This window comes from Pseudomonas sp. BF-RE-21 (assembly GCF_019947305.1).
In the GTDB taxonomy this organism is placed as follows: Bacteria; Pseudomonadota; Gammaproteobacteria; order Pseudomonadales; family Pseudomonadaceae; genus Aquipseudomonas; species Aquipseudomonas migulae.
On the sequence record NZ_JAGYGF010000073.1, the window covers coordinates 1 to 25,693 of the forward strand.

General features: G+C 59.3%; 26 protein-coding genes and 1 pseudogene. 18 read left to right on the plus strand and 9 right to left on the minus strand.

What is annotated here, in order from left to right; translation table 11 throughout:
• The 13 genes and pseudogenes from KGB25_RS28240 to KGB25_RS28300 form a co-directional block, all read left to right on the plus strand.
• Positions 1–94 (plus strand): annotated as a pseudogene (locus KGB25_RS28240) (peroxidase); the annotation flags it as partial.
• Between the two features lie 305 nt (positions 95–399).
• Entirely contained in the window at positions 400–1,524 is a 1,125-nt protein-coding gene (locus KGB25_RS28245; protein ID WP_008027079.1) for an ABC transporter ATP-binding protein, read from the plus strand.
• A gap of 44 nt (positions 1,525–1,568) precedes the next feature.
• The gene (locus KGB25_RS28250) at positions 1,569–2,612 is read left to right on the plus strand and encodes an ABC transporter substrate-binding protein (protein WP_008035977.1); all 1,044 of its coding nucleotides are present in this window, start codon (positions 1,569–1,571) and stop codon (positions 2,610–2,612) included.
• A 206-nt stretch (positions 2,613–2,818) separates the two neighbouring features.
• Positions 2,819–4,066, plus strand: a complete 1,248-nt coding sequence (locus tag KGB25_RS28255) for an ABC transporter permease (protein ID WP_008027082.1) — start codon at positions 2,819–2,821, stop codon at positions 4,064–4,066.
• 13 nt (positions 4,067–4,079) lie between these two features.
• Positions 4,080–4,904: an ABC transporter permease gene (locus tag KGB25_RS28260; protein ID WP_008027084.1), complete on the plus strand. Its 825-nt coding sequence runs from the start codon at positions 4,080–4,082 to the stop codon at positions 4,902–4,904.
• A gap of 217 nt (positions 4,905–5,121) precedes the next feature.
• Positions 5,122–6,270: an iron-containing alcohol dehydrogenase gene (locus tag KGB25_RS28265; RefSeq protein WP_223416347.1), complete on the plus strand. Its 1,149-nt coding sequence runs from the start codon at positions 5,122–5,124 to the stop codon at positions 6,268–6,270.
• Between the two features lie 80 nt (positions 6,271–6,350).
• Entirely contained in the window at positions 6,351–7,025 is a 675-nt protein-coding gene (gene rpe, locus KGB25_RS28270) for a ribulose-phosphate 3-epimerase (RefSeq protein WP_008035979.1), read from the plus strand.
• Positions 7,022–7,840, plus strand: coding sequence for a phosphoglycolate phosphatase (locus KGB25_RS28275; protein WP_223437642.1), 819 nt, complete (start codon positions 7,022–7,024; stop codon positions 7,838–7,840). Before rpe ends, KGB25_RS28275 begins: the two co-directional genes overlap by 4 nt.
• A 71-nt stretch (positions 7,841–7,911) precedes the next feature.
• Entirely contained in the window at positions 7,912–9,393 is a 1,482-nt protein-coding gene (gene trpE / locus KGB25_RS28280; RefSeq protein ID WP_223437646.1) for an anthranilate synthase component I, read from the plus strand.
• Positions 9,394–9,500: 107 nt separating this feature from the next.
• Positions 9,501–10,094: an aminodeoxychorismate/anthranilate synthase component II gene (locus KGB25_RS28285; protein ID WP_008027095.1), complete on the plus strand. Its 594-nt coding sequence runs from the start codon at positions 9,501–9,503 to the stop codon at positions 10,092–10,094.
• A 9-nt stretch (positions 10,095–10,103) separates the two neighbouring features.
• A complete protein-coding gene (gene trpD / locus KGB25_RS28290; protein ID WP_008027097.1) occupies positions 10,104–11,153 on the plus strand; it encodes an anthranilate phosphoribosyltransferase in 1,050 nt (349 codons plus the stop codon).
• A complete protein-coding gene (gene trpC / locus KGB25_RS28295; RefSeq protein WP_008035982.1) occupies positions 11,150–11,986 on the plus strand; it encodes an indole-3-glycerol phosphate synthase TrpC in 837 nt (278 codons plus the stop codon). Before trpD ends, trpC begins: the two co-directional genes overlap by 4 nt.
• A 145-nt stretch (positions 11,987–12,131) precedes the next feature.
• A complete protein-coding gene (locus tag KGB25_RS28300; protein WP_223437649.1) occupies positions 12,132–12,833 on the plus strand; it encodes a biotin/lipoate A/B protein ligase family protein in 702 nt (233 codons plus the stop codon).
• Here the strand turns inward: KGB25_RS28300 and crp are convergent.
• Positions 12,830–13,474 (minus strand): cAMP-activated global transcriptional regulator CRP, encoded by a 645-nt coding sequence (gene crp, locus KGB25_RS28305; protein WP_008027103.1) that lies wholly within the window; start codon positions 13,472–13,474, stop codon positions 12,830–12,832. The genes KGB25_RS28300 and crp overlap by 4 nt on opposite strands.
• A 230-nt stretch (positions 13,475–13,704) precedes the next feature.
• Here crp and KGB25_RS28310 point away from each other — a divergent pair, with 230 nt between their 5' ends.
• Positions 13,705–14,127 carry an OsmC family protein gene (locus tag KGB25_RS28310; RefSeq protein ID WP_007941657.1) on the plus strand — a complete coding sequence of 141 codons (423 nt, stop codon included), beginning with the start codon at positions 13,705–13,707 and terminating at the stop codon, positions 14,125–14,127.
• Positions 14,128–14,366: 239 nt separating this feature from the next.
• Positions 14,367–15,161 carry an adenosylmethionine decarboxylase gene (gene speD, locus KGB25_RS28315; RefSeq protein ID WP_008027106.1) on the plus strand — a complete coding sequence of 265 codons (795 nt, stop codon included), beginning with the start codon at positions 14,367–14,369 and terminating at the stop codon, positions 15,159–15,161.
• Between the two features lie 118 nt (positions 15,162–15,279).
• Here the strand turns inward: speD and coq7 are convergent, their stop codons facing one another.
• From coq7 to hemJ, 6 genes are all read right to left on the minus strand, one after another.
• A complete protein-coding gene (gene coq7, locus KGB25_RS28320) occupies positions 15,280–15,927 on the minus strand; it encodes a 2-polyprenyl-3-methyl-6-methoxy-1,4-benzoquinone monooxygenase (RefSeq protein ID WP_008027108.1) in 648 nt (215 codons plus the stop codon).
• A 181-nt stretch (positions 15,928–16,108) separates the two neighbouring features.
• On the minus strand, positions 16,109–16,447 hold the full coding sequence (locus KGB25_RS28325) for a histidine triad nucleotide-binding protein (protein ID WP_008027110.1): 339 nt from the start codon (positions 16,445–16,447) through the stop codon (positions 16,109–16,111).
• A gap of 81 nt (positions 16,448–16,528) precedes the next feature.
• Positions 16,529–17,317 carry an SDR family NAD(P)-dependent oxidoreductase gene (locus KGB25_RS28330; protein ID WP_032828658.1) on the minus strand — a complete coding sequence of 263 codons (789 nt, stop codon included), beginning with the start codon at positions 17,315–17,317 and terminating at the stop codon, positions 16,529–16,531.
• Between the two features lie 95 nt (positions 17,318–17,412).
• Positions 17,413–18,357 carry a DUF805 domain-containing protein gene (locus KGB25_RS28335; RefSeq protein ID WP_223437652.1) on the minus strand — a complete coding sequence of 315 codons (945 nt, stop codon included), beginning with the start codon at positions 18,355–18,357 and terminating at the stop codon, positions 17,413–17,415.
• 92 nt (positions 18,358–18,449) lie between these two features.
• A complete protein-coding gene (locus KGB25_RS28340) occupies positions 18,450–19,418 on the minus strand; it encodes an NAD(P)H-dependent flavin oxidoreductase (protein WP_192229290.1) in 969 nt (322 codons plus the stop codon).
• A gap of 33 nt (positions 19,419–19,451) precedes the next feature.
• Positions 19,452–19,880 carry a protoporphyrinogen oxidase HemJ gene (gene hemJ / locus KGB25_RS28345; protein WP_008027117.1) on the minus strand — a complete coding sequence of 143 codons (429 nt, stop codon included), beginning with the start codon at positions 19,878–19,880 and terminating at the stop codon, positions 19,452–19,454.
• 135 nt (positions 19,881–20,015) lie between these two features.
• Here hemJ and argC point away from each other — a divergent pair, with 135 nt between their 5' ends.
• Complete coding sequence (argC, locus tag KGB25_RS28350; RefSeq protein WP_223437654.1) at positions 20,016–21,050, plus strand: N-acetyl-gamma-glutamyl-phosphate reductase; 1,035 nt, start codon at positions 20,016–20,018, stop codon at positions 21,048–21,050.
• Positions 21,051–21,218: 168 nt separating this feature from the next.
• A complete protein-coding gene (gene erpA, locus KGB25_RS28355) occupies positions 21,219–21,569 on the plus strand; it encodes an iron-sulfur cluster insertion protein ErpA (RefSeq protein ID WP_007947969.1) in 351 nt (116 codons plus the stop codon).
• A gap of 66 nt (positions 21,570–21,635) precedes the next feature.
• Here erpA and KGB25_RS28360 read toward each other — a convergent pair whose 3' ends face one another.
• Complete coding sequence (locus KGB25_RS28360; RefSeq protein WP_223437656.1) at positions 21,636–22,727, minus strand: anhydro-N-acetylmuramic acid kinase; 1,092 nt, start codon at positions 22,725–22,727, stop codon at positions 21,636–21,638.
• 3 nt (positions 22,728–22,730) lie between these two features.
• The gene (locus KGB25_RS28365) at positions 22,731–24,149 is read right to left on the minus strand and encodes a peptidoglycan DD-metalloendopeptidase family protein (RefSeq protein ID WP_223437658.1); all 1,419 of its coding nucleotides are present in this window, start codon (positions 24,147–24,149) and stop codon (positions 22,731–22,733) included.
• A gap of 211 nt (positions 24,150–24,360) precedes the next feature.
• Here KGB25_RS28365 and tyrS point away from each other — a divergent pair, with 211 nt between their 5' ends.
• Positions 24,361–25,560, plus strand: coding sequence for a tyrosine--tRNA ligase (gene tyrS / locus KGB25_RS28370; RefSeq protein WP_008027125.1), 1,200 nt, complete (start codon positions 24,361–24,363; stop codon positions 25,558–25,560).
• The last annotated feature ends 133 nt before the right edge of the window (positions 25,561–25,693 follow it).

The window sequence follows — 25,693 nt, forward strand, 5'->3', positions numbered from 1 at the left end:
GTACCGCATCAGTCGCCCGATCACCGGCGGCTACTACTGGTGCCCACCGCTGAAGGACGGTCGACTGGATTTGCGCGCACTGGGCGTCGGTTGATCTTTAGGCGCACGGCTTACCGGTGATGGCGATCTCAATGACGCCATCGCCAGCAAGCCGGCTCCTACAGAAATGCTCAACCTCATATCCATTTGCGACATCCCGCCAAATCGCTATTGCCCGTTCCTGTGGGTTGCAGCTGGACAATCGCCGCCAACCTATCCATCCCCGCCATCCTTGTAGGGCAATCCCTACCCCCAACCTTCCATCCGGCTGAGGCGATTCTCTCCTGCGCCCCGATTTGCGTGCTCCCCAGCGTCCACTAGGCTTAGTCCACAGCAGTCATCAATAACAAAGGTGTGGGTATGAGCCAGGTCGATTCAAGCGCAGGGGCCAATGACATTCTGGTCAGCTTTCGTGGAGTGCAAAAGAGCTACGACGGCGAGAACCTGATCGTCAAAGACCTCAACCTGGACATTCGCAAAGGCGAGTTCCTCACGTTGCTCGGGCCATCCGGTTCCGGCAAAACCACCAGCCTGATGATGCTCGCCGGTTTCGAAACCCCGACCGCCGGTGAAATCCTCCTGGCCGGGCGCGCCATCAACAACGTGCCGCCGCACAAGCGCGACATCGGCATGGTGTTCCAGAACTATGCATTGTTCCCGCACATGACCGTCGCCGAGAACCTCGCGTTCCCGCTGACCGTGCGCGGCTTGAACAAGAGCGATGTCAGCGACCGGGTCAAACGTGTCCTGAGCATGGTTCAGCTCGAGACCTTCGCCCAGCGTTATCCGGCGCAACTGTCCGGTGGTCAGCAACAGCGTGTGGCCCTGGCCCGTGCATTGGTGTTCGAACCGCAACTGGTGCTGATGGACGAACCCCTCGGCGCACTCGACAAACAACTGCGCGAACACATGCAGATGGAGATCAAGCATCTGCACCAGCGCCTCGGCGTGACCGTGGTCTACGTGACCCACGACCAGGGCGAAGCCCTGACCATGTCCGACCGCGTGGCGGTGTTCCATCAGGGCGAAATCCAGCAGATCGCCCCTCCACGCAGCCTCTACGAAGAACCGAAAAACACCTTCGTCGCCAACTTCATCGGCGAGAACAACCGTCTCAACGGCCGCCTGCACAGCCAGACCGGCGATCGTTGCATCGTCGAACTCGGTCGCGGTGAAAAGGTTGAAGCGCTGGCGGTCAATGTCGGCAAGACCGGCGAACCCGTCACGCTGTCGATTCGTCCGGAACGCGTGAGCCTCAATGGTTCGAGCGAGTCCTGTGTCAACCGCTTCTCAGGGAGGGTGGCGGAATTCATCTATCTGGGCGACCACGTCCGGGTTCGCCTGGAAGTCTGCGGCAAGACCGACTTCTTCGTGAAACAACCGATTGCCGAGCTCGATCCCGGGCTCGCTGTCGGCGACGTGGTACCGCTTGGCTGGGAGGTCGAACACGTTCGCGCGCTCGACCCACTTCTAGAGGCGAACTGATCGCCCCCTGCTTCAACCAACCCTGCACGTGGAGAGAACAATAAATGTTGAGATCCCTGAAATTCACCGCCCTGGTCATGGGCATGATCGGTGCGGCACACGCGATGGCGGCGGGCCCGGACCTGACCGTGGTGTCCTTTGGCGGGGCGAACAAGGCCGCGCAGGTCAAAGCCTTCTACGCACCGTGGGAAGCGGCGGGTAACGGCAAGATCGTAGCGGGCGAGTACAACGGCGAGATGGCCAAGGTCAAAGCCATGGTCGACACCAAGAGCGTGTCCTGGGATCTGGTGGAAGTTGAGTCGCCAGAACTGTCCCGCGGTTGCGACGAAGACATGTTCGAGCAACTCGACCCGGCGCTGTTCGGCAAGACCGAAGACTACGTCAAAGGCGCTATCCAGCCTTGCGGCGTAGGTTTCTTCGTGTGGTCGACCGTGTTGGCCTACAACGCTGACAAGCTGGCCTCCGCACCCACCAGCTGGGTGGATTTCTGGGACACCAAGAAATTCCCGGGTAAGCGCGGCCTGCGTAAAGGCGCCAAGTACACCCTGGAATTCGCACTGATGGCCGACGGCGTTGCGCCGAAAGACGTCTACAAAGTGCTGGCCGGCAAAGACGGTCAGGACCGCGCGTTCAAGAAGCTTGATGAGCTGAAACCAAACATCCAGTGGTGGGAAGCCGGCGCACAACCGCCGCAGTACCTCGCTTCCGGTGACGTGGTCATGAGCTCGGCCTACAACGGCCGGATCGCTGCCGTGCAGAAAGAAAGCAACCTGAAAGTCGTGTGGAACGGCGGTATCTACGACTTCGACGCATGGGCCATTCCAAAAGGCCTGGACAAGGCACGTGCTGAAGCGGCGAAGAAATTCATCGCGTACTCGGTGGCGCCGCAGCAGCAGAAGACCTACTCGGAAAACATCGCCTACGGCCCGGCCAACACCCAAGCCGTACCGCTGTTGTCCAAGGATGTCCTGAAAGACATGCCGACCACCCCGGAAAACATCGCCAACCAAGTGCAGATCGACGTCAGCTTCTGGGCTGACAACGGCGAGCAACTGGAGCAGCGCTTCAATTCCTGGGCTGCGAAATAAGACCACCCCGTGGGCTTATCGACTCCCGTAGGAGCGAGGCTCGCCCGCGAAGACGTCAGCACATTCAACAGCAATGTTGACTGACACGCTGCCTTCGCGAGCAAGCTTCGCTCCTACGGGGGGGATGTGTAGTTATCAAGAACAGAGGCGGCCTCGCGGTCAATGGATGCCGCCTCTGTAACGATCAAAGATTTCCGGAGTACGCCATGGCCACCGCCATTCCCCTGAACGCGGGCACTGACCCCACCTTGAAGCAGCGGCTCAAGCACGCCGAGCGGATCAACCGCTGGAAGGCCCAGGCCTTGATCGCGCCATTGGTGCTGTTTCTGTTGCTGGTGTTCCTGGTGCCCATCGTGGCGCTGCTCTACAAAAGCGTTGGTAACCCGGAAGTGGTCGGCGGCATGCCGCGCACCGTGGCGGCCATCGCCAGCTGGGACGGCCGTGGCCTGCCCGCTGAACCGGTTTACAAAGCGGCCAGCGAAGACCTCGCTGAAGCGCGCAAGAATCAGACCTTGGGCGACCTGTCCAAGCGCTTGAACATGGAGCTGGCCGGCTATCGCAGCCTGCTGACCAAAACCGCCCGCGCCTTGCCGTTCGCTACCGAACCGGCCTCTTATAAAGACGCGCTGGAAGGGCTCGACGAGCGTTGGGGCGACCCGGCCTACTGGCAAGCGGTGCGCCGCAACACCAGCAACATCACGCCGTACTACTTGCTGGCAGCGGTCGATCACCGCATCGACGACCTCGGCGAAATCGCCCCGGCCACGCCCGATCAGGCGATTTACCTCGACATCTTCGCCCGCACCTTCTGGATGGGCCTGATCATCACCGCCATTTGCCTGGTACTCGCCTATCCGTTGGCTTACCTGCTGGCTAATCTGCCGTCGCGTCAAAGCAACCTGCTGATGATCCTGGTGTTGCTGCCGTTCTGGACCTCGATTCTGGTGCGCGTCGCCGCGTGGATCGTATTGCTGCAATCGGGCGGGCTGATCAACAGCGGCCTGATGGCCATGGGCATCATCGATAAGCCGCTGGAGCTGGTGTTCAACCGCACCGGGGTCTACATCTCGATGGTGCACATCCTGCTGCCGTTCATGATCCTGCCGATCTACAGCGTGATGAAAGGCATCTCGCCGACCTACATGCGCGCCGCGATTTCCCTCGGCTGCCACCCGTTCGCCAGTTTCTGGCGGGTGTACTTCCCGCAGACCTATGCCGGTGTCGGTGCCGGTTGCCTGTTGGTGTTCATCCTCGCTATCGGCTACTACATCACCCCGGCCTTGCTGGGTAGCCCGAACGATCAGATGGTCAGTTACTTCGTCGCCTTCTACACCAACACCAGCATCAACTGGGGCATGGCGACCGCACTCGGTGGGCTGCTGCTGTTGGCGACCGTGGTGCTTTATCTGATTTACAGCTGGCTGGTGGGCGCCAGTCGCCTGCGCCTGAGCTAAGGGGAGAATCGAAATGCTGAGTCCTTATATGTCGCCCATCGAACGGGTGTGGTTCTACAGCTTGCGGATTCTCTGCGGCTTGATTTTGCTGTTCCTGATTCTGCCGGTGTTGGTGATCATCCCGTTGTCGTTCAACTCGGGCAGTTTCCTGGTGTATCCGCTGCAAGGTTTTTCGCTGCATTGGTATCAGGACTTCTTCGCCTCGGCGGAATGGATGCGTGCACTGAAGAACAGCATCATCGTCGCCCCGGCGGCGACAGTGCTGGCGATGGTGTTCGGTACGCTGGCGGCGATTGGCCTGACTCGGGGCGACTTCCCGGGCAAGGCGCTGGTGATGGCGTTGGTGATTTCGCCGATGGTGGTGCCGGTGGTGATCATCGGCGTCGCGAGTTACCTGTTCTTTGCACCGCTGGGCCTGGGCAACAGCTTCTTCTCGTTGATCGTGGTGCACGCGGTGTTGGGTGTGCCGTTTGTGATCATCACGGTGTCGGCAACGTTGCAGGGGTTTAACCACAACCTGGTGCGCGCCGCTGCCAGCCTCGGTGCTTCGCCGCTGACCGCTTTCCGCCGCGTGACCTTGCCGCTGATTGCGCCGGGTGTGATCTCCGGTGCGCTGTTTGCCTTCGCGACCTCGTTCGATGAAGTGGTGGTGACGTTGTTCCTCGCCGGTCCGGAGCAAGCGACCTTGCCACGGCAGATGTTCAGCGGTATCCGCGAAAACCTCAGCCCGACGATTGCCGCCGCGGCAACGCTGCTGATCGCCTTCTCGGTGATCCTGCTGCTGACCCTGGAATGGCTGCGTGGCCGCAGCGAAAAACTGCGCACCGCCCAAGTCTGATCAGCTTTTGATTTTGTAGGAGCGAAGCTTGCTCGCGAAGAGGCCGGAACATTCAGCATCGATGTTGACTGACATGGCCCCTTCGCGAGCAAGCTTCGCTCCTACATTAGATTTGTGTTGTTCCCATGTTTGATCATTCACACCCTGAATAGCAGACAAACCCCAATCCCCAGCTACTATTGTGCCCAGCTCCCCTATCTATAAGAGGCTGCGCACGATGAGTCTTTCCTCTTTCAAAATCGCACACAAACTGATCACCGGCGCAGCTGCCATCGAGCAACTGTCCGCCGAGCTCACGCGCCTGGACATCGACAACCCGCTGATCGTCACCGACGCCGCGCTGGTCAAATCCGGCACGGTGGAGCTGGCGCTCGCGCAGTTGGGGGACCGTAGCTACGAGATTTTCGACCGTGTACTGCCAGACCCGGAAATCGCCATCGTCGAAGACTGCATGCGCGTTTACCGCGAAGGCGGGCACGACGGGCTGATCGGCCTGGGCGGCGGCAGCGCGATCGACATCGCCAAAAGTGTTGCCGCGTATGCCGGTTATCACGGCGCGCTGGAGGATCTGTTCGGCATCGACCAGGTGCCGCGCAAGGGCCCGCCGCTGATCGCCATCCCGACCACCGCCGGCACCGGCTCGGAAGTGACCAACGTCGCGATCCTCTCCGACAAGGTCGCGCAGCTGAAAAAGGGCATCATCAGCGACTATCTGTTGCCGGACGTGGCGCTGGTCAGCCCGCAAATGACCCTGACCTGCCCGCGCAGTGTCACCGCTGCCAGTGGCGTCGATGCGCTGGTGCACGCCATCGAATCTTATTTGTCCCTCAATGCTTCAGCGATTACCGACGCGCTGGCCATCGGCGCGATCAAGTTGATCACCCAGGCGCTACCCAAGGCCTACGCCAATCCCTCCAATCTGCAGGCGCGTGAAGACATGGCCACCGCCAGCCTGATGGCCGGCATGGCGTTCGGCAATGCCGGGGTCGGCGCGGTGCATGCGCTGGCGTATCCGCTGGGCGGGCGTTTCAACATCGCCCACGGCGTCAGCAACGCCTTGTTGCTGCCGTACGTCATGACCTGGAACAAGATGGCCTGCGTCGAGCGCATGCAGGATATTGCCGAAGCCATGGGCGTGAAGACCGCTCATCTGAGCGCCAATGACGCCGCGGACAAAGCCGTCGAGGCGATGACCGCGTTGTGCGCAGCGGTAGAAATCCCGTCGGGCCTGCGCAGTTTCGGTGTTCCAGAGGATGCGATTCCGGCCTTGGCCCTGGAAGCCGCGGGTATCGAACGCCTGATGCGCAACAATCCACGCAAACTGAGTGCGATTGATATCGAGAAGATCTACCGCGCGGCCTACTGATCATCGTCCTTACGGTGCGCGCGTCAAAGCATGAGGTATACAATGCGCGCCATCGTGATTCTGCTCAGAAAAGGTGCGTCATGCAGCCCTTCGTAATTGCTCCGTCGATTCTCTCCGCCGACTTCGCCCGCCTGGGTGAAGAAGTGGACAACGTTCTGGCCGCCGGCGCCGACTTCGTGCACTTCGATGTCATGGACAACCACTACGTGCCGAACCTGACCATCGGCCCGATGGTCTGTGCCGCGCTGCGCAAGTACGGCGTAACCGCGCCGATCGACGCGCACCTGATGGTCAGCCCGGTTGACCGCATCGTTGGCGACTTCATCGAGGCCGGCGCGACGTACATCACCTTCCACCCGGAAGCCACGCAGCACGTCGACCGTTCCCTGCAACTGATCCGCGAAGGCGGCTGCAAGTCGGGCCTGGTGTTCAACCCGGCGACCCCGCTGGACGTGCTCAAGTACGTGATGGACAAGGTCGACATGATCCTGCTGATGAGCGTCAACCCGGGCTTCGGCGGGCAGAAGTTCATCCCCGGCACCCTCGACAAGCTGCGTGAAGCACGCGCATTGATCGATGCCTCGGGCCGTGACATCCGCCTGGAAATCGACGGCGGCGTGAACGTGAACAACATTCGTGAAATCGCGGCGGCTGGCGCCGATACCTTCGTGGCCGGCTCGGCGATCTTCAACGCGCCGAACTACCAGGAAGTCATCGAGAAGATGCGTTCCGAACTGGCGCTGGCCCGTCCATGAGTGGCTTTGAGCAGCTGTTCCCGGGGCGTCTGCCACGGCTGGTGATGTTCGATCTGGACGGCACGCTGGTCGATTCGGTCCCTGACCTCGCCGCGGCGGTGGATAACATGCTGCTCAAACTTGGGCGCCAGCCTGTCGGCATCGAATCGGTGCGTGACTGGGTCGGCAACGGCGTGCACATGCTGGTGCGCCGGGCCCTGGCCAATCACATCGACGCCGAAGGTGTCGATGATGTCGAGGCTGAACATGCCCTGGAATTGTTCAACGGCTTTTACGAGGACGGTCACGACCTGACGGTGGTTTACCCCGGCGTGCGTGACACCCTCAAGTGGCTGAACAAGCAAGGCGTAGAGATGGCGCTGATCACCAACAAGCCGGAGCGCTTCGTCGCACCGTTGCTGGATCAGATGAAAATCGGCCGCTATTTCAAATGGATCATCGGCGGCGATACCTTGCCGCAGAAGAAACCTGACCCGGCAGCGCTGTTTTTCGTGATGAAAATGGCCAACATCCCGGCGTCGCAATCGCTGTTTGTCGGCGATTCGCGCAGCGATGTGCTGGCGGCGAAAGCGGCGGGGGTCAAATGCGTGGCCCTCAGTTATGGTTATAACCACGGTCGGCCGATTGCCGAAGAGTCGCCGGCGCTGGTCATCGACGACCTGCGCAAGCTAATTCCCGGTTGCCTGGATCCGGCCGCTGAGATAACGTTGGTCGACGCTGTTCAACCCCCTTCTGGAAACGCCATCGTGGTGGTCACTCGCAAACTCTGGATGAAAGTCATCAAGGCCCTGGCCCGCTGGCGTTGGCGCGCCTGACTTGTTCCTGGCCGGTCTACCGGCGCGTTTGCATACCTGACTGTTAGCACCTCAAGCCACGAGGCTACCCCATGATCCGCGAAGAATTCCTGCGTTTGGCCGCTGCCGGCTATAACCGCATCCCGCTTGCCTGCGAAACCCTGGCCGATTTCGACACGCCGCTGTCGATCTACCTGAAACTGGCTGACGAGCCCAATTCCTACCTGCTCGAATCCGTGCAGGGCGGGGAGAAGTGGGGCCGTTACTCGATCATCGGCCTGCCGTGCCGCACCGTGCTGCGGGTTCATGACCATCACGTCAGCGTGACCCATGACGGCGTCGAGATCGAAAGCCATGAAGCGCAAGACCCGCTGGCGTTCGTCGAAGAATTCAAAGCCCGTTACAACGTACCGACCATTCCTGGTCTGCCACGCTTCAACGGCGGCTTGGTGGGTTACTTCGGTTACGACTGCGTGCGTTATGTGGAAAAGCGTCTGGGCAAGTGCCCGAACCCGGATCCGCTGGGCGTGCCGGACATTCTGCTGATGGTGTCCGATGCAGTGGTGGTGTTCGACAACCTCGCCGGCAAAATGCACGCGATTGTCCTGGCCGACCCGTCGCAGGACGATGCCTTCGAGCAAGGTCAGGCGCGCCTGCAAGAGCTGCTGGAAAAACTCCGCCAGCCAATCACCCCGCGCCGAGGCCTGGACTTCAGCAAGCAACAATCGGCTGACCCGGTGTTCCGCTCCAGTTTTACCCAGGACGATTACGAAAAAGCCGTCGACACCATCAAGGAATACATCCTGGCCGGTGACTGCATGCAGGTCGTGCCGTCCCAGCGCATGTCGATCGACTTCAAGGCGGCGCCGATTGATCTGTACCGGGCGCTGCGTTGCTTCAACCCGACGCCTTATATGTACTTCTTCAACTTCGGCGACTTCCACGTCGTCGGCAGTTCACCGGAAGTGCTGGTGCGGGTCGAAGACAATCTGATCACCGTTCGCCCGATTGCCGGCACCCGTCCGCGTGGGGCCAACGAAGAGGCAGACCTGGCGCTGGAGAAAGACCTGCTCTCCGACCACAAGGAAATCGCCGAACACCTGATGCTGATCGACCTGGGTCGTAACGACACCGGTCGCGTATCGGAAATCGGCTCGGTGAAGCTCACCGAGAAAATGGTTATCGAGCGTTACTCCAACGTGATGCACATTGTTTCCAACGTCACCGGGCAACTGAAAGCCGGGCTGACGGCAATGGACGCATTGCGGGCGATCCTGCCGGCGGGCACCTTGTCCGGCGCACCGAAAATTCGCGCGATGGAAATCATCGACGAACTGGAGCCGGTCAAGCGTGGCGTCTATGGCGGCGCGGTCGGATACTTTGCCTGGAACGGCAACATGGACACGGCGATTGCGATTCGCACCGCCGTGATCAAGAACGGCGAACTGCACGTGCAGGCCGGTGGCGGCATCGTTGCCGACTCGGTGCCGGCGCTGGAATGGGAAGAAACCCTGAACAAGCGTCGTGCCATGTTCCGCGCAGTCGCCCTGGCTGAACAAACCCCGGAAAGCTGACCGATGAACGTGACCCGTATGCCATGTCGCTTTGGCTGACAAAGCGCTGCGGGTCGCTCATTCGAAGGCAGCCTTTATAGTCCGTGAATTCAAGAGGTTCTCAAGCCATGTTGCTGATGATCGATAACTACGACTCTTTTACCTACAACGTTGTGCAATACCTCGGTGAGCTAGGCTCCCAGGTCAAAGTCGTGCGCAACGATGAACTGACCGTTGCCGAAATCGAAGCCCTCAACCCTGAGCGCATCGTTGTGTCGCCCGGTCCTTGCACGCCGACCGAAGCGGGCGTCTCGATTGACGTCATCAAGCATTTCGCCGGCAAACTGCCAATTCTCGGCGTGTGCCTGGGCCATCAATCCATCGGCCAGGCCTTCGGTGGCGATGTGGTTCGTGCCCGCCAGGTGATGCACGGCAAGACCAGCCCGGTGTTCCATGAGGACAAAGGTGTCTTCGAAGGCCTGAACCATCCGCTGACCGTCACGCGTTATCACTCGTTGATCGTCAAGCGCGAAACCTTGCCGGACTGCCTGGAGCTGACCGCCTGGACTCAGCTTGAAGACGGTTCGGTCGACGAGATCATGGGCCTGCGCCACAAGACGCTGAACATCGAAGGTGTGCAATTTCACCCTGAGTCTATCCTGACCGAACAGGGCCACGAGTTGTTCGCCAACTTCCTCAAACAAACCGGCGGCACGCGCTAAGGACTTCCCATGAATATCAAGACAGCCCTCAGCCGTATCGTCGATCAACTCGACCTCAGCACCGATGAAATGCGCGATGTGATGCGCGAGATCATGACCGGGCAATGCACGGACGCGCAGATCGGCGCGTTCATGATGGCCATGCGCATGAAGAGCGAAAGCATCGACGAGATCGTCGGCGCCGTGTCGGTCATGCGCGAGCTGGCGGACAAGGTCGAACTAAAGACCCTCGACGGCGTGGTTGATGTGGTCGGCACCGGCGGCGATGGGGCGAACATTTTCAACGTCTCGACGGCTTCGTCCTTTGTGGTGGCAGCCGCCGGTTGCACCGTGGCCAAGCACGGTAACCGTGCGGTCTCGGGTAAAAGCGGCAGCGCCGATCTGCTGGAGGCGGCGGGCATCTATCTGAACCTGACGCCGGTTCAGGTGGCGCGTTGCATCGACAACGTCGGCATCGGTTTCATGTTTGCCCAGACTCATCACAAAGCCATGAAATACGCCGCCGGCCCGCGCAAGGATCTTGGTCTGCGTACCCTGTTCAATATGCTCGGCCCGCTTACGAATCCGGCCGGCGTGAAACATCAGGTGGTGGGCGTGTTCAGCCAGGCGCTGTGCCGGCCATTGGCCGAAGTCTTGCAGCGACTGGGCAGCAAGCATGTGCTGGTGGTGAACTCGAAAGACGGCCTGGACGAATTCAGTCTGGCTGCGCCGACCTACGTGGCGGAATTGAAGAATGACCAGATCACCGAGTATTGGGTCGAGCCGGAAGATTTGGGCATGAAGAGCCAGAGCCTGCACGGCCTGGCGGTGGAAAGCCCGGCCGCTTCGCTTGAGCTGATTCGCGATGCCCTGGGCAAGCGCAAGACCGAGAGCGGTCAGAAAGCTGCCGAGATGATCGTGCTCAATGCCGGTGCTGCACTCTATGCCGCCGACCTGGCGACCAGTTTGAAAGAAGGCGTTGCCCTGGCGCACGATGCGCTGCACACAGGCCTCGCTCGGGAAAAACTTGAGGAGTTGGGTGCATTTACCGCGGTATTCAAAGTGGAGAATGAGGGATGAGTGTACCGACGGTTCTGGAAAACATTCTGGCGCGCAAAGTCCAGGAAGTCGCCGAGCGTAGCGCTCGTGTGAGCCTGGCCGAGCTGGAAAGTCTGGCCAAGGCGGCCGATGCACCCCGTGGTTTTGCCAAGGCATTGCTGGCGCAGGCCAAGCTGAAGCAGCCAGCGGTCATTGCTGAAATCAAGAAAGCTTCGCCGAGCAAAGGCGTGATTCGCGAGAACTTCGTTCCTGCCGATATCGCCAGGAGCTACGAGAAGGGCGGCGCGACCTGCCTGTCAGTGCTCACCGATATCGATTATTTCCAGGGTGCAGATGCGTATCTGCAACAGGCCCGGGCGGCGTGCAAACTGCCGGTGATCCGCAAGGATTTCATGATCGATCCGTATCAGATCGTCGAAGCCCGTGCGTTGGGCGCGGACTGCGTGCTGTTGATCGTCTCCGCGCTGGACGACGTGAAAATGGCCGAGTTGGCGGCGGTGGCAAAAAGCGTTGGCCTCGACGTGCTGGTGGAAGTCCATGACGGCGACGAACTGGAGCGGGCCTTGAAAACCCTCGACACGCCGCTGGTCGGCGTGAACAACCGCAACCTGCACACCTTCGACGTCAGTCTGGAAACCACGCTGGATTTGTTGCCGCGGATTCCGCGTGACCGGTTGGTGATCACTGAAAGCGGCATCCTCAATCGGGCCGATGTCGAGCTGATGGAAATCAGCGACGTGTATGCGTTCCTGGTCGGCGAAGCGTTCATGCGCGCCGAAAGCCCGGGCACTGAGCTTCAGCGTCTGTTCTTCCCGGAGCGTGGTGTTCCGGTGAGTGGTTCGACACTCGACTGATAACCTGCAGACCGAATCGACGCCATCGCGAGCAGGCTCGCTCCCACAAGGGTTTTGCTAACGGCAAAGATCCAATGTGGGAGCGAGCCTGCTCGCGATGGCGGCATAAGAAGCACCACAGACTGACCGTCCTATGGAAGACCTTATGACCTCTCCTGTTTCCTTGACCATCGAAGCCGGCCTGCAAGCCGAACAGGATTTGCTGGCGTCGGTCTGTGCAGACGATTCAGAGTTTGGCCTGTTGTTCTGGCAGCCAAGCGATCGGGCTCTGGTCATGCCGCGCCGTTTGAATCGCCTGCCCGGTTTCGATCACGCTTGCGAAGTCTCCGCCGCTGCCGGTTGGCCTGTGCTGTTGCGTGAAACCGGCGGTGAGCCCGTGCCGCAGTCGGCTTCCACCATCAACATCGCTTTGGTCTACGCGCCGCCGCGTAGCGAAGGCGACCAGAACCGCATCGAAACCGCCTATCGCAGGCTCTGCGATCCGATCTGTCAGTTGCTGGATGAACTGGGCGGCGTTTCGTCCCTGGGCGAAATCGACGGCGCATTTTGCGATGGCCGTTTCAACGTCAATCTCGACGGTCGCAAGATGGTCGGCACCGCCCAGCGCTGGCGCCAGAGCAAGGGCGGCACGCGTCCGGTCGGGTTGGTGCACGGTGCGTTGTTGCTGGATAACGAGCGCGAATCAATGGTCGCGGCGGTCAATCGCTTCAATGAAGCGTGCGGCCTGGAGCAACGGGTCCGCGCCGAAAGCCACATCGCGCTCCATGAGAAGTTCGCCGCGCCTGACGCATTGGCACGGCTCGATGCACTCTATCGCCAGTTGCTGGCAGACATGTTCAAGGCTTAGCGCGTCCCGAAGACCACCATGGTCTTGCCTTTGACGTCCACCAGGTTGCGTTCTTCCAGATCTTTAAGAACGCGACCGACCATCTCCCGGGAACACCCGACAATCCGCCCGATTTCCTGACGGGTCACCTTGATCTGCATGCCATCGGGGTGGGTCATCGCATCGGGCTGTTTGCACAATTCCAGCAGGCAACGGGCAACGCGGCCTGTCACGTCGAAGAATGCGAGGTCACCGACCTTGCGTGTGGTGTTGCGCAGGCGTTGTGCGATTTGTCCGCTAAGTACGTAAAGAATGTCCGGGTCTTGCTGGGACAGTTCGCGGAATTTGGCGTAGCTGATTTCCGCGACTTCGCACTCGATCTTGGCGCGCACCCAGGCGCTGCGCTCCTGTTCGAGACCGGCCTGTTCAAACAGGCCCAACTCGCCGAAGAAGTCTCCGGAGTTCAGGTAGGCAATGATCATTTCACGGCCGTCATCATCCTCGATCAGGATGGTGACCGAGCCTTTGATGATGAAGAACAGCGTCTCCGAGCGGTCGCCGGCGCAAATGATATTGCTCTTGGCCGCATAGCGACGGCGCTGGCAATGCATCAACAGTTTGTCGAGGTTCTTGATCTTGGGTGTAGGGGCAATAGCAACCATGGTTGTATCCCGGAAAGACTGCACGGTGTGTTTGGTTTTTTTATGAGGCACTGAGGTTGCTACAAAGCTGGCAATGCGCCAGCGAATTGGCGCCAGCTTAACAGACACTTCCTGCAATATTCGAGATTTTACCTACAAAGCAAAAGGTTCTGTCCTAGGACGGCGAGCGCTGTCAATCCAGGGCCCTGTGCTAAGCTGGCGACCCTTTTTTATACAGTGGAGTCTTGGCGATGAAGGCACGCATCCAATGGGCTGGCGAAGCCATGTTCCTCGGCGAATCCGGTAGCGGTCATGTCGTGGTCATGGACGGTCCGCCCGATGCCGGTGGTCGTAACCTGGGTGTCCGGCCGATGGAAATGCTCCTGCTGGGTGTCGGCGGTTGCAGCAATTTCGACGTGGTCAGCATTCTCAAGAAGTCCCGTCAGGCCGTCGAAAGCTGCGAAGCCTTCCTCGAAGCCGAGCGCGCGACCGAGGACCCGAAGGTCTTCACCAAGATCCACATGCACTTCGTGGTCAAGGGCCGCGGGCTGAAAGAAGCCCAGGTCAAGCGCGCCATCGAGCTGTCTGCCGAGAAGTATTGCTCGGCCTCGATCATGCTCGGCGCGGCGGGTGTCGCGATTACCCACGACTACGAAATCATCGAACTCGGTTGATTCGACATTCAACTATCATAAAAGCGGTGCAGACTCTGGCGATCCCAAGCTGACGTCTGCATAATGCGCCACTTTTTTCAGGGTAGTGGTCCGTCAACCGACAGACCGCTCGCCCGAACAGACAACCAAAATCGCCATCGCGAAGAGGTGTTAACCGTCCTACGCAGGTGCGTCGTACGCATCTGACGGGCATGCTTGATCACGCGGCCCGGGCCGCAATACATAGAGAGTTTTTAACGGTGAAAAGCAAACTCAAGCTCCACGGGTTCAATAACCTGACAAAGACCTTGAGCTTCAACATCTATGACATCTGCTACGCGGAAACCCCGCAAGACCAGCAGGCTTACGTCGAGTACATCAATGAAGAGTACAACGCGAAACGCCTGACGCAGATCCTCACGGAAGTTGTCGATATCATTGGTGCCAACATCCTGAACATTGCCAGTCAGGACTACGACCCACAAGGCGCCAGCGTCACGATTCTGATCTCTGAAGAGCCGGTGACCCCGACCGACAGCCAGATCGAAGAGTCTCCGGGCCCGTTGCCCGAAATCATCCTGGCCCACCTCGACAAGAGCCACATCACGGTGCACACCTACCCGGAAATCCATCCGGACGACGGTATTGCGACCTTCCGTGTGGACATTGACGTGTCGACCTGTGGTGTCATTTCACCGCTTAAAGCGCTCAACTTCCTGATTCACCAGTTCGATTCAGACATCGTGACCGTGGATTACCGTGTGCGCGGTTTCACCCGTGACGTCGAAGGCAACAAGCACTTCATCGATCACGAGATCAACTCGATCCAGAACTACCTGTCCGAAGACACCCGCGACGCGTACCAGATGACCGACGTGAACGTGTACCAGGAAAACCTGTTCCACACCAAAATGCTGTTGAAGAACTTCGAACTGGATAACTACCTGTTCGGCGACGCGACCAACAACCTGTCCCCTGAGCAACGCGCCCAAGTGACGGATCGTGTGAAACACGAAATGCTCGAAATCTTCTACGCGCGCAACATGCCGACCTAAGATTCTCGCGAGCACAAAAAAAGGCGACTCCCTCACGGCAGTCGCCTTTTTTATTGCCGCAGATCCCATGTAGGAGCGAGGCTTGCCCGCGAAGAGGCCCTAACGAACAACACAATCGTCAGATTCTGTAGGTACTCTTGGTCATCACCTTGGCCATCAAGCTCATCCCGAACTTCACCGGCGCCGGAAAACGAAAGCCCCCAGCCTCCAGCGCACTTTCGGCATGTTGCTCTTCATCAACACGCATCTGCTCAAGAATCGCCCGGGACTTTTCGTCCTCGGCCGGCAGTTGCTCAAGGTGTTCGTTCAAGTGCTTGCACACCTGATGCTCGGTAGCCGCAACGAAACCCAGGCTGACCTTGTCGCTGATCAACCCGGCCACCGCGCCAATCCCGAATGACATGCCGTAGAACAGCGGGTTGAGAATGCTGGTATGGCTGCCCAACTGCTTGATGCGTTGCTCGCACCAGACCAGATGGTCGATCTCTTCTTCAGCAGCATGTTCCATGGCGGCGCGCACCTGCGGCAACTTGGCGGTCAGGGCCTGCCCTTGATACAGCGCCTGGGCGCAGACTTCGCCGGTATGGTTGATGCGCATCAGACCGGCGACGTGCCGGGTGTCTTCGTCGCTCATTTGCGTTTCCGGCTGCACGATCGCAGGGGACGGACGGTACGGCTGGCCGCTGAAGGGCAGCAGGGTACGCATCGCGGCATCGGCTTGCAGCAGAAGACGGTCAATGGGCGAGTAGTGACGTTGGGTAGTCATGCTGATCTCCGGGAGGAATCTCGGCGGCCAGTTTAACCCAATCGGCCGGGGAAGGTTTGCGCTGGGTCATCAACCCTGTAGGAGCGAGGCTTGCCCGCGAAGAACGATAATGCGGTCTATCTGAACAACCGCATCGACCTTTTCGCGGGCAAGCCTCGCTCCTACAGTAATGCGGGATGGATCAACCCGGCGGCCAGTGCATCTGACGCTGACCCAGCACATGCATATGAATGTGGTAGACAGTCTGCCCACCTTCTTCATTGCAGTTCATGACAACGCGAAAACCTTTTTCGCAACCCAGTTCCAGTGCCAGGCGCTGGGCAGTGAACAGAATATGCCCGGCCAATGCCTTGTCGTCCTCGGTGAGGTCGTTCAAGGTGCGCACCGGTTTCTTCGGGATCACCAGGAAATGCACCGGTGCCTGCGGGGCGATGTCGTGGAAGGCCAGTACCTGGTCGTCCTCGTAAATGATCTTCGCCGGGATTTCCCGGTTGATGATCTTGGTGAACAGAGTATCCACAGCTGTTTTCTCCGTTGTTTGGGCTGGCCTGAGTGTACTCATGGGTGATCCCCGAGCCCAGCCTTTTGCCTTGAGGCCAGGTCAGCGCGGGCAATAGGCCTTGTTGACCATGCCTGTGATGGTCCTGATCAGCCAGCGTGAGCCGAGCCGTGGCAGGAAAGCGAACCAGCGGTTCAGCCGGCCCGGAATAATAATGGCGCGATTCTTATCCAGAGCCCGCACGGTATAGAGCGCGACTTCCTCCGGACTCATCAGCAGTTTGCTGTCGACCAGTTTGTCGCTGTTCAGTTGTGCGGTGCGGAAAAACGCGGTGCGGGTCGGGCCGGGGCAGAGTACGGAAACCTTGACTGCGCATTTCTTCAGCTCGACGCGCAGCCCTTCGGAAAAGTGCAGTACATAGGCTTTGCTGGCGTAGTAAGTGCTCATCCACGGGCCGGGATGGAACGCTGCAACCGAGGCGACGTTCAAGATCTGCCCACCGCCCTGCAAGGCCATGCTGTTGCCGATGGCATGGCACAGGCGAGTGAGGGCCAGAATGTTCACTTCGATCAGGTCTTGTTCGGTCATCCAGTCCTGCGCGAGGAATGGGCCGCAGGTGCCGATGCCGGCGCAGTTCACCAGCAAGTCGATCTGCCGGTCGCCTTCTTCCAGTTCCAGCAGAAATCCGGACAGGCGCAGCGGCTCGCCGAGGTCGCAGGCGCGGAACAACACCTCCACGCCAAAACGTTGGGTCAGTTCAATTGCAATACTTTCCAGCTGATCACGCTGTCGGGCCACCAGAATCAGGCTGCGGCCACGGCGGGCCAGCGCTTCGGCCATCGCCAGGCCGATGCCGCTGGAAGCGCCAGTGATCAGAGCGTAACGGGTCATGCAGTTCTCCATCGCAACAGCTCCGCGCCTGCGACGCAGGTGTCACGGGCGGGGAGCGCTGTTCATTCTTTCGCAGAGTCTACAGGGGCCGGGGCTTATTGGGCTTCCTCGTCTGCGGAATCCGGCACTTGTTCCGCCTCTTCGGCGGGCTCGACTTCCACTTCTTCGGTGGTTAGCGAGCTGCTGTCATAGCTGAGTCCGGCAGCGTCCTCGTACTCTTGCTGGATCGCACTGAAAGCACCGGCCAATACACCGATAAAGACGAGGGCAATGAATACCACCCACAGCGAAGACAACACTTTGACTGCGGTGGTGTTTGGCGGTGGTGGTGGGCCGTAGCGATTGGCGATGGTGTTGCCCGGCACGCACATGAGCACAAACGGAAAGAAGCTGCCTATGAACGGCACTAGATTGAGCAGCCAGAGCCAGCCGGACCAGCCGATGTCGTGCAGGCGCTGAACGCTGATCTGAACGGTGACGACCGCGATGGCGATGCACAGGAGCACCACCACCAGGCCGCCGACAATCAGGCCAGCAGTCGAGTCGCTGGCGATCAGGGCGATGGCGAAAATGGCGACGACCGACCCGACGCCGAGCATGACCAGCGTCGCCACCATGGTCCAGGCCAGATAGCGCAAACGGCCGATTCGTCCTTCGACGCCAAAAGGCTTGAGCGTGCCGAACGGCGGCAGGTTTTCGCCGACCCTGGCCTGAGGTGGTGCGTACGGCGACTCTGGTTCTGCGAACGCGGGTTTACTGCTGGCGGGGGCGTGGTGGTGAGCGTCGGCCAGGTTCAGTTCAATCGAGGGCTCGGCTTCAATGCGGGCTTCGATGCCGGTTTTCGTCAGCGCCTGAAGGTAGGTTTGCGCGTCAGTCTGCGACAGGCCTTGCTTGAGCGTAACAGCCTGTCCGTTGAACAGTCGTTCGACGGCTGCCACTTCGCTTTTGTACAACGCCGCCAGATTGAGTTTGGCGGTGGTGAGGTCGATCCCTGGCAGCAGAGCGCCGTCGAATACGATCTTGAAACGGTTGTCGCTCATTGCGAAGCATCCTTGTCGCGGGTGTTTGAATAGTTAGAGAGTTGCGAGCCCGGAGTGTAAGGCCAGTCGAGGATGACTGGCCAAATTTCCTGCTAACGCGGCCAGCGTTTCGGCAGTTGTGCTGCCAGCTCCAGCGCCTGGCGGTATTCAGCGTCCAGCCGGGCAACCAATTGATCCACGCTCGGTAAATCGTCGATTTCACCAACGCCCTGGCCGGCGGACCACACGGTTTTCCAGGCCTTGGCTTCATCGCTCAATGGCTTGAGTTTGGAGCCGAAGTTGACCTCGCCTTTGTTTTGCAACGCCGCCATGTCGAAACCGGCGGCTTCCAGGCTTTGGCGCATGAAACTCGCCGGAACACCCGACACCGCTGGAGTATGAATGATGTCTGCCGCTCTGGATGTCAGCAGCATCTCCTTGTAGGCCTCAGGCGCATGGCTTTCAGTGGTGCCGATAAATCGCGTACCGAAGTAGGCCAGATCCGCACCGAGCAATTGTGCCGCGAGTATCTCGTGACCGTGATTGAGGCAGCCGGCCAGCAGCAGCGTCTTGTCGAAGAACTGGCGGATTTCGGCAATCAGCGAAAACGGGCTCCAGGTACCCGCATGTCCACCGGCACCTGCGGCAACGGCGATCAAGCCATCTACGCCAGCCTCCGCTGCTTTCTCTGCGTGGCGACGAGTCGTTACGTCATGGAATACCAGGCCGCCGTAGCCGTGGACTGCGTCGACCAGTTCTTTCACGGCGCCAAGGCTGGTGATTACGATCGGTACCTTGTGCTCGATGCAGATCTCCAGGTCTGCTTGCAGGCGCGGGTTGCTGTTGTGGACGATCAGGTTCACGGCGTAGGGCGCCGGGTTTTCCATTGTCGCCAACCCTGCTTCGATCTCTTCCAGCCAGGCCTTGAAGCCGCTGCTCTCACGCTGGTTCAGCGCGGGGAAGCTGCCGACCACGCCATTACGGCAGCAGGCGAGTACCAGTTGCGGGTTGGAAATCAGGAACATCGGCGCAGCCACCACGGGCAGGCGCAAACGTTGTTCGAGCAAAGCGGGCAGCGACATTGGAAGTACCCCGGTGAGTGGTGCCGATTGAAGTTAGAACGGCCGAACGACGACCAGAATTACGATAGCCAGCAATATCAGAACCGGCACTTCATTGAACCAGCGATAAAAGACATGGCTGCGGGTGTTCTCGCCACGGGCAAATCGTTTCACCTGCGCGCCGCACATGTGGTGGTAGCCGATCAGGATCACCACCAGCGTCAATTTGGCGTGAATCCAGGCACCTTGGCTGAATATGCCTGGGTTCAGCCCAATCAGCGCAATGCCGAAAACCAGCGTGGCGATCATCGCCGGGCCCATGATGCCGCGATACAGCTTGCGCTCCATCAGGCTGAAGCGTTCCTTGCTGACGGTGTCTTCGCTTTGGGCGTGATAGACGAACAGGCGCGGCAGGTAAAACAGGCCGGCAAACCAGCAGACCATGCTGATGATATGAAGCGCTTTGAGCCACAGATAAAGCATTTTTGGTTATTCCCAGGTTCACGGTAGCGAAGATAGTAGAGGGTAGAGCGTCCGCACGTCACCTTGACGGTTGTCGCAGGGCGATACGGGCCCTATTATCGACGGCTTTCCAGTGGGTTCGTTGAGGGCAGGTTTATGGTCAAGGTCGGTATCGTCGGCGGCACGGGTTACACCGGTGTCGAACTGCTGCGTCTGTTGGCACAGCATCCGCAGGCAGAAGTGGTAGTGATCACTTCCCGATCCGAGGCCGGTCTGGCCGTGGCTGATATGTATCCGAACCTGCGCGGCCATTACGACGGCCTGGCGTTCAGCGTTCCGGACATCAAGACCCTGGGCGCCTGCGACGTGGTGTTCTTCGCCACGCCTCACGGTGTTGCCCACGCGCTGGCCGGTGAACTGCTGGCGGCCGGAACCAAGGTCATCGACCTGTCCGCGGACTTCCGTCTGCAAGATGCCGATGAGTGGGCCAAGTGGTACGGCCAGCCGCACGGTGCGCCGCAGCTGCTGGAAGAAGCGGTCTACGGCTTGCCGGAAGTCAATCGCGAACAGATCAAGCAGGCTCGCCTGATCGCCGTACCGGGTTGCTATCCAACGGCTACGCAATTGGGTTTCCTGCCATTGCTCGAAGCCGGTCTGGCCGATACCACGCGCTTGATCGCTGACTGCAAATCCGGCGTCAGCGGTGCCGGTCGTGGCGCGGCCGTAGGTTCGCTGTACGCCGAGACGTCGGAAAGCATGAAGGCCTACGCCGTCAGAGGTCACCGTCACTTGCCGGAAATTCGCCAGGGTCTGCGTCGTGCTGCAGGAAAGGATGTCGGCCTGACCTTCGTTCCGCACCTGACGCCGATGATTCGCGGCATTCACTCGACGCTCTACGCGACGGTCGTGGATCGTTCGGTGGATCTGCAGGCACTGTTTGAAAAGCGCTATGCCAACGAGCCGTTCGTTGATGTGATGCCAGCAGGCAGCCACCCGGAAACCCGCAGCGTGCGCGGCGCCAACGTCTGCCGTATCGCCGTGCATCGTCCGCAGGACGGTGACCTGGTGGTGGTGTTGTCGGTCATCGATAACCTGGTAAAAGGTGCGTCGGGTCAGGCGGTGCAGAACCTGAACATCCTGTTCGGTCTGGATGAGCGTCTGGGCTTGTCGCACGCTGGCATGTTGCCGTAAGGCTTTAGCCCGCTCAGCAAAAAGGCCCGTTGAACGGGCCTTTTTGCGTTTCGAGCCGGCAATCGGGTTTATTGATATACCGTAACAATAGTTGACCGCTTTTCTAGGAGAAGCGGATAATGCGCGTCATCACGCATTATGGCGGCGTAACGCCGGGAGATAGTCAGCATGAGCGTCGAATCCTTCACCCCCACGGCTTTGCAATTCACCCACGGTGCCGCGCACAAGGTGAAGAGCCTGGTCGATGAAGAGGGGAATGATCGCTTGAAGCTGCGCGTATTCGTTACGGGCGGCGGTTGTTCAGGTTTTCAGTACGGCTTCACCTTCGATGAAGAAGTGGCCGATGACGACACCATCGTCGAACGTGAGGGCGTGAGCCTGGTCGTCGATCCGATGAGCTTCCAGTACCTGGCAGGTGCCGAGGTGGATTATCAGGAAGGTCTGGAAGGTTCGCGTTTCGTGATCAAGAACCCGAACGCCAGCACCACGTGTGGCTGCGGCTCTTCGTTCTCGATCTGATCGCGATTCACCGCATTACAAACGCCGCATGGCCTCAGGGCTCTGCGGCGTTTTGCTGTCTGGCGTTCAGGCCGGGTAGATGGCGCCGAGTACGCGCAGGCCGCGAGCGCCGGTGACGCTTGGACGATTGGCCGCGATACCTTCCAGGCAGCAATGAGCCAGCCAGGCGAAGGCCATGGCTTCGACCCAGTCCGGGTCAACGCCATGAGTGGCGGTGCTGCTGACGTTCGCGTTTGGCAGCAGGCTGGCCAGGCGCTTCATCAGCGTGGCGTTGTGCGCACCGCCGCCGCAGACCAGCAACTCTCGGGTATCCGCCTGGGCGCTTTGCAATGATTCGACGATGGTCAGCGCGGTCAGCTCAAGCAGTGTTGCTTGCACGTCTTCGGCGGCGAAGGTCGGCAATTGCGAAAGATGCTGTGTCAGCCATGGCAGATTGAACACTTCACGGCCGGTGCTCTTCGGGCCTTTGGTCACGAAGAACGGATCACTGAGTAGCGCTTTCAACAGAACAGGTTCGACTTGGCCGCTGGCTGCCCATTGGCCGTCACGATCAAAATTTTCGCCCCGTTGCTGATGAATCCACGCGTCCAGCAGCACGTTCCCGGGGCCGCAGTCGAAACCGGCTACGGGTTGGCCGGGTTCGATCAGGCTGAGGTTGCTGAAACCGCCGACGTTCAATACTGCGCGGTTGCCCGCCTGCTCTTCAAACAGCGCTTCGTGAAACGCTGGCACCAGTGGTGCGCCTTGCCCGCCGGCCGCAACGTCGCGACTGCGGAAGTCACTGACCACGGTGATGCCGGTCAATTCGGTCAGCAGGGCAGGGTTGCCGATCTGTACCGTGAAGCCGCGTGCCGGTTCGTGGCGAATGGTCTGGCCATGGCTGCCAATCGCGCGAATGTCTTCGGGGTTCAGGTTTTGTTGATCAAGAAGGGTGTGAATGCCCTGCGCCGCCAGGGTGACCCAGTTTTGCTGGGCGATGGCGGAGCGGGCAATCTCGTCCGGGCCGCTGGCGCACAAGCCAAGCAACTCGGTGCGCAGGGAATCAGGCATGGGAATGTAGTGCGTGGCGACCAGTCTGATCGCCGGGTTCAACTCAACCAGCGCGATGTCCAGGCCATCGAGACTGGTTCCGGACATCACACCTATATAGCGCGTCATGGCTTAGCGCTTGCTCGAAGCCAGTTGGGTGGATTTCTCTTGGTCCATACGCGCCATCAGAGGCTGACTCTGCGCGAGGAAACGTGCCCGTTCTGCTTTGGAAATTGGATCGGCCATCGCCACTTTTTGACCTAGTGGATCGACGTGCACACCATTGACCTGGAACTCGTAGTGCAGATGCGGGCCAGTGGACAGGCCGGTAGTGCCGATATAGCCAATCACTTGACCCTGCTTGACGGAGCTGCCCGTCTGGACACCTTTCGCAAAGCCCTGCATATGGCCGTACAGCGTGCGATAAGTGTTGCCGTGCTGGATGATCACGGTATTGCCATAACCGCCGCGACGGCCGGCCAACAACACCTTGCCGTCACCGGCCGCCTTGATTGGCGTGCCGCGCGGAGCTGCGTAGTCGACGCCTTTGTGAGCGCGGATCTTGTTCAGGATCGGGTGTTTGCGGCCCATGGAGAATTTCGAGCTGATGCGGGCAAAGTCTACCGGGGTGCGGATAAACGCCTTGCGCATGCTGTTGCCGTCAGCAGTGTAGTAGCTGCTGTTGCCTTGTTTGTTGGTGTAACGCACGGCGGTGTAGGTCTTGCCGCGGTTGGTGAAGCGTGCGGAAAGTATCGGGCCATTGCCGACAGCCTTGCCGTTGACGACTTTCTGTTCGTAGATCACGTCGAACTCGTCACCCTGGCGAATATCCTGGGCGAAGTCGACGTCATAGCCAAACACGCTGGCCATGTCCATGGTCAGGCTGTGGGACAGGCCGGCGCGCGCGGCGGACTGCGACAACGAGCTGTTGATCACGCCGTGAACGTAGGCGGAGCGCACGGTAGGCTTGGCGGTGATGCGGTTGAACACATAACCCTTGTCATTCTTGGTCAGGGTGATGCTTTCGAGGTCGCTGACCTTGCTGTGCAGGTTGGTCAGCTGGCCTTCGGGGTTCAGTTCGAATTCGAGTTTCTGGCCGTGTTTGAGTTGGCTGAATTGCTTGGCCTGCTTGTCGCTGGCCAATACTTCATGCACCGAAGTGGCCGGAAGGCCGACTTTCTCGAACAGCGTGGAGAGCGTATCGCCTTTGGCGACGATCACTTCCCTGTGATTGGGACCCTTCTTTTCTTCGACAACCGGCGCGGGTTTGGCCTGGGCAGTTTCCTGGGACTCTTCGGCGCTGTCTTCGATCTGCGCAAAAGGGGAAGTTGCCGGCTCATTTGTGGCTTGGGCGACGTCGGCAGCGTCTTGATCTTGTGTCAGTTGTTCAGCAGGGCTTTCCAGTTCAAGACTCAGTGTCGTCTTTTTGGCTTCTACATCACTGGAAGGAAATACCAGAAGCGCCAGGCTCAGAAGGGCGGCGATACCACTTGCTGCGAGCAGGTGGGTCTTCGGGTAAAGCGGAGGCGCTTTAGACGATTCTTTGGTCATAGGTAATTTTGACTTTGAAAAAGATGAATTGGAAAAGATGAATGACATGATGAAGATGAAATAACTGTATAAAATATAACCAAATCATCTCTGAAGCAAGTCCGTGGTCACTCTGTCAGCGGATTGGCGTCATTGCGCCGGCCAAACTTTGTATTTGACGCGTGATCTTGTATGGTTGGTTCCCTTTGAATTCGAGCCTTGCGGGTCTGTTATGAAGTCGGTTGAAGAGCAGCTAGCGCTGATCAAACGTGGTGCAGAAGAACTGTTGGTCGAGTCCGAGCTGATCGAAAAGCTCAAGCGTGGCCAGCCGCTACGTATTAAGGCAGGCTTCGATCCGACCGCGCCGGATTTGCACCTGGGTCACACGGTGCTTATTAATAAGCTGCGCCAGTTCCAGGAGCTGGGGCATCAGGTGATCTTCCTTATAGGTGACTTCACCGGGATGATCGGTGATCCGAGCGGCAAGAGCGCTACGCGTCCGCCGCTAACCCGTGAGCAGGTTCTCGAGAATGCCGAGACCTACAAGACTCAGGTTTTCAAGATTCTTGATCCGGCCAAAACCGAGGTGGCGTTCAACTCCACCTGGATGGATCAGATGGGGCCGGCCGACTTCATTCGCCTGACTTCGCAGTACACCGTTGCTCGCATGCTCGAGCGCGACGATTTCGACAAGCGCTACACGACCAATCAGCCAATCGCCATCCATGAGTTCCTCTATCCGCTGGTTCAGGGTTACGACTCGGTCGCCTTGCGCGCGGATGTCGAGCTGGGCGGTACCGATCAGAAGTTCAACCTGTTGATGGGGCGTGAGCTGCAGCGCGGTTATGGTCAGGATCCTCAGTGCATTCTGACCATGCCGTTGCTTGAAGGTCTGGATGGCGTGAAGAAGATGTCCAAGTCCTTGGGCAACTACGTCGGTATTCAGGAAGCGCCGGGAGTGATGTACAGCAAGCTGGTTTCGATTCCGGATGCGCTGATGTGGCGTTACTTCGAATTGCTCAGCTTCCGTTCCATGGATGAGATCAATGCGTTCCGTGCCGATGTCGAGGCGGGTGCCAATCCGCGCGACATCAAGATCAAGCTGGCCGAAGAGATCGTTGCGCGCTTCCATGGTGAAGAGGCTGCGGCCAATGCTCACCGTGCGGCGGGCAATCGTATGAAGGATGGCGAGCTGCCGGACGATCTGCCGGAAATCGAGTTGACCGCTACTGAAGATATGCCGATCGCTGCTGTCCTTAATAAGGCAGGCCTGGTGAAGAACTCGGCGGTAGCGCGTGATCTGCTGAATTCCGGCGGTGTACGTATAGATGGTGAGGTTGTGGATCGCACCTTTATATACGTGTTGGGCGCGACCCATGTTTGCCAGGCTGGCAAGAAGGCATTTGCGCGTATTTCGCTCAAATCCGAATAAAGCTGGAATTAGGGGTTGACGGCAGATTCTGGAAGTCTATAATTCGCCCCACTTCCGGCGCAGTCGAAACGGAAAACTCCTTGGTAAACAAAGAGTTACGCAGTTTTCGACAGCGAGTTGCTTCAGGTCATCG

Bases quoted from the DNA above. Each gene is read 5' to 3' on its own strand.
- erpA (WP_007947969.1), top strand. From the start codon at position 21,219: ATGAGCGTCGAATCCTTCACCCCCACGGCTTTGCAATTCACCCACGGT.
- argC (WP_223437654.1), top strand. From the start codon at position 20,016: ATGGTCAAGGTCGGTATCGTCGGCGGCACGGGTTACACCGGTGTCGAA.
- KGB25_RS28260 (WP_008027084.1), top strand. From the start codon at position 4,080: ATGCTGAGTCCTTATATGTCGCCCATCGAACGGGTGTGGTTCTACAGC.
- coq7 (WP_008027108.1), bottom strand. From the start codon at position 15,927: ATGACTACCCAACGTCACTACTCGCCCATTGACCGTCTTCTGCTGCAA.
- trpE (WP_223437646.1), top strand. From the start codon at position 7,912: ATGATCCGCGAAGAATTCCTGCGTTTGGCCGCTGCCGGCTATAACCGC.
- KGB25_RS28250 (WP_008035977.1), top strand. From the start codon at position 1,569: ATGTTGAGATCCCTGAAATTCACCGCCCTGGTCATGGGCATGATCGGT.
- KGB25_RS28310 (WP_007941657.1), top strand. From the start codon at position 13,705: ATGAAGGCACGCATCCAATGGGCTGGCGAAGCCATGTTCCTCGGCGAA.
- KGB25_RS28245 (WP_008027079.1), top strand. From the start codon at position 400: ATGAGCCAGGTCGATTCAAGCGCAGGGGCCAATGACATTCTGGTCAGC.
- crp (WP_008027103.1), bottom strand. From the start codon at position 13,474: ATGGTTGCTATTGCCCCTACACCCAAGATCAAGAACCTCGACAAACTG.
- KGB25_RS28360 (WP_223437656.1), bottom strand. From the start codon at position 22,727: ATGACGCGCTATATAGGTGTGATGTCCGGAACCAGTCTCGATGGCCTG.
- KGB25_RS28340 (WP_192229290.1), bottom strand. From the start codon at position 19,418: ATGTCGCTGCCCGCTTTGCTCGAACAACGTTTGCGCCTGCCCGTGGTG.
- KGB25_RS28255 (WP_008027082.1), top strand. From the start codon at position 2,819: ATGGCCACCGCCATTCCCCTGAACGCGGGCACTGACCCCACCTTGAAG.
- KGB25_RS28365 (WP_223437658.1), bottom strand. From the start codon at position 24,149: ATGACCAAAGAATCGTCTAAAGCGCCTCCGCTTTACCCGAAGACCCAC.
- KGB25_RS28265 (WP_223416347.1), top strand. From the start codon at position 5,122: ATGAGTCTTTCCTCTTTCAAAATCGCACACAAACTGATCACCGGCGCA.
- KGB25_RS28335 (WP_223437652.1), bottom strand. From the start codon at position 18,357: ATGAGCGACAACCGTTTCAAGATCGTATTCGACGGCGCTCTGCTGCCA.
- trpC (WP_008035982.1), top strand. From the start codon at position 11,150: ATGAGTGTACCGACGGTTCTGGAAAACATTCTGGCGCGCAAAGTCCAG.
- tyrS (WP_008027125.1), top strand. From the start codon at position 24,361: ATGAAGTCGGTTGAAGAGCAGCTAGCGCTGATCAAACGTGGTGCAGAA.
- KGB25_RS28275 (WP_223437642.1), top strand. From the start codon at position 7,022: ATGAGTGGCTTTGAGCAGCTGTTCCCGGGGCGTCTGCCACGGCTGGTG.
- KGB25_RS28285 (WP_008027095.1), top strand. From the start codon at position 9,501: ATGTTGCTGATGATCGATAACTACGACTCTTTTACCTACAACGTTGTG.
- rpe (WP_008035979.1), top strand. From the start codon at position 6,351: ATGCAGCCCTTCGTAATTGCTCCGTCGATTCTCTCCGCCGACTTCGCC.
- KGB25_RS28300 (WP_223437649.1), top strand. From the start codon at position 12,132: ATGACCTCTCCTGTTTCCTTGACCATCGAAGCCGGCCTGCAAGCCGAA.
- hemJ (WP_008027117.1), bottom strand. From the start codon at position 19,880: ATGCTTTATCTGTGGCTCAAAGCGCTTCATATCATCAGCATGGTCTGC.
- KGB25_RS28330 (WP_032828658.1), bottom strand. From the start codon at position 17,317: ATGACCCGTTACGCTCTGATCACTGGCGCTTCCAGCGGCATCGGCCTG.
- trpD (WP_008027097.1), top strand. From the start codon at position 10,104: ATGAATATCAAGACAGCCCTCAGCCGTATCGTCGATCAACTCGACCTC.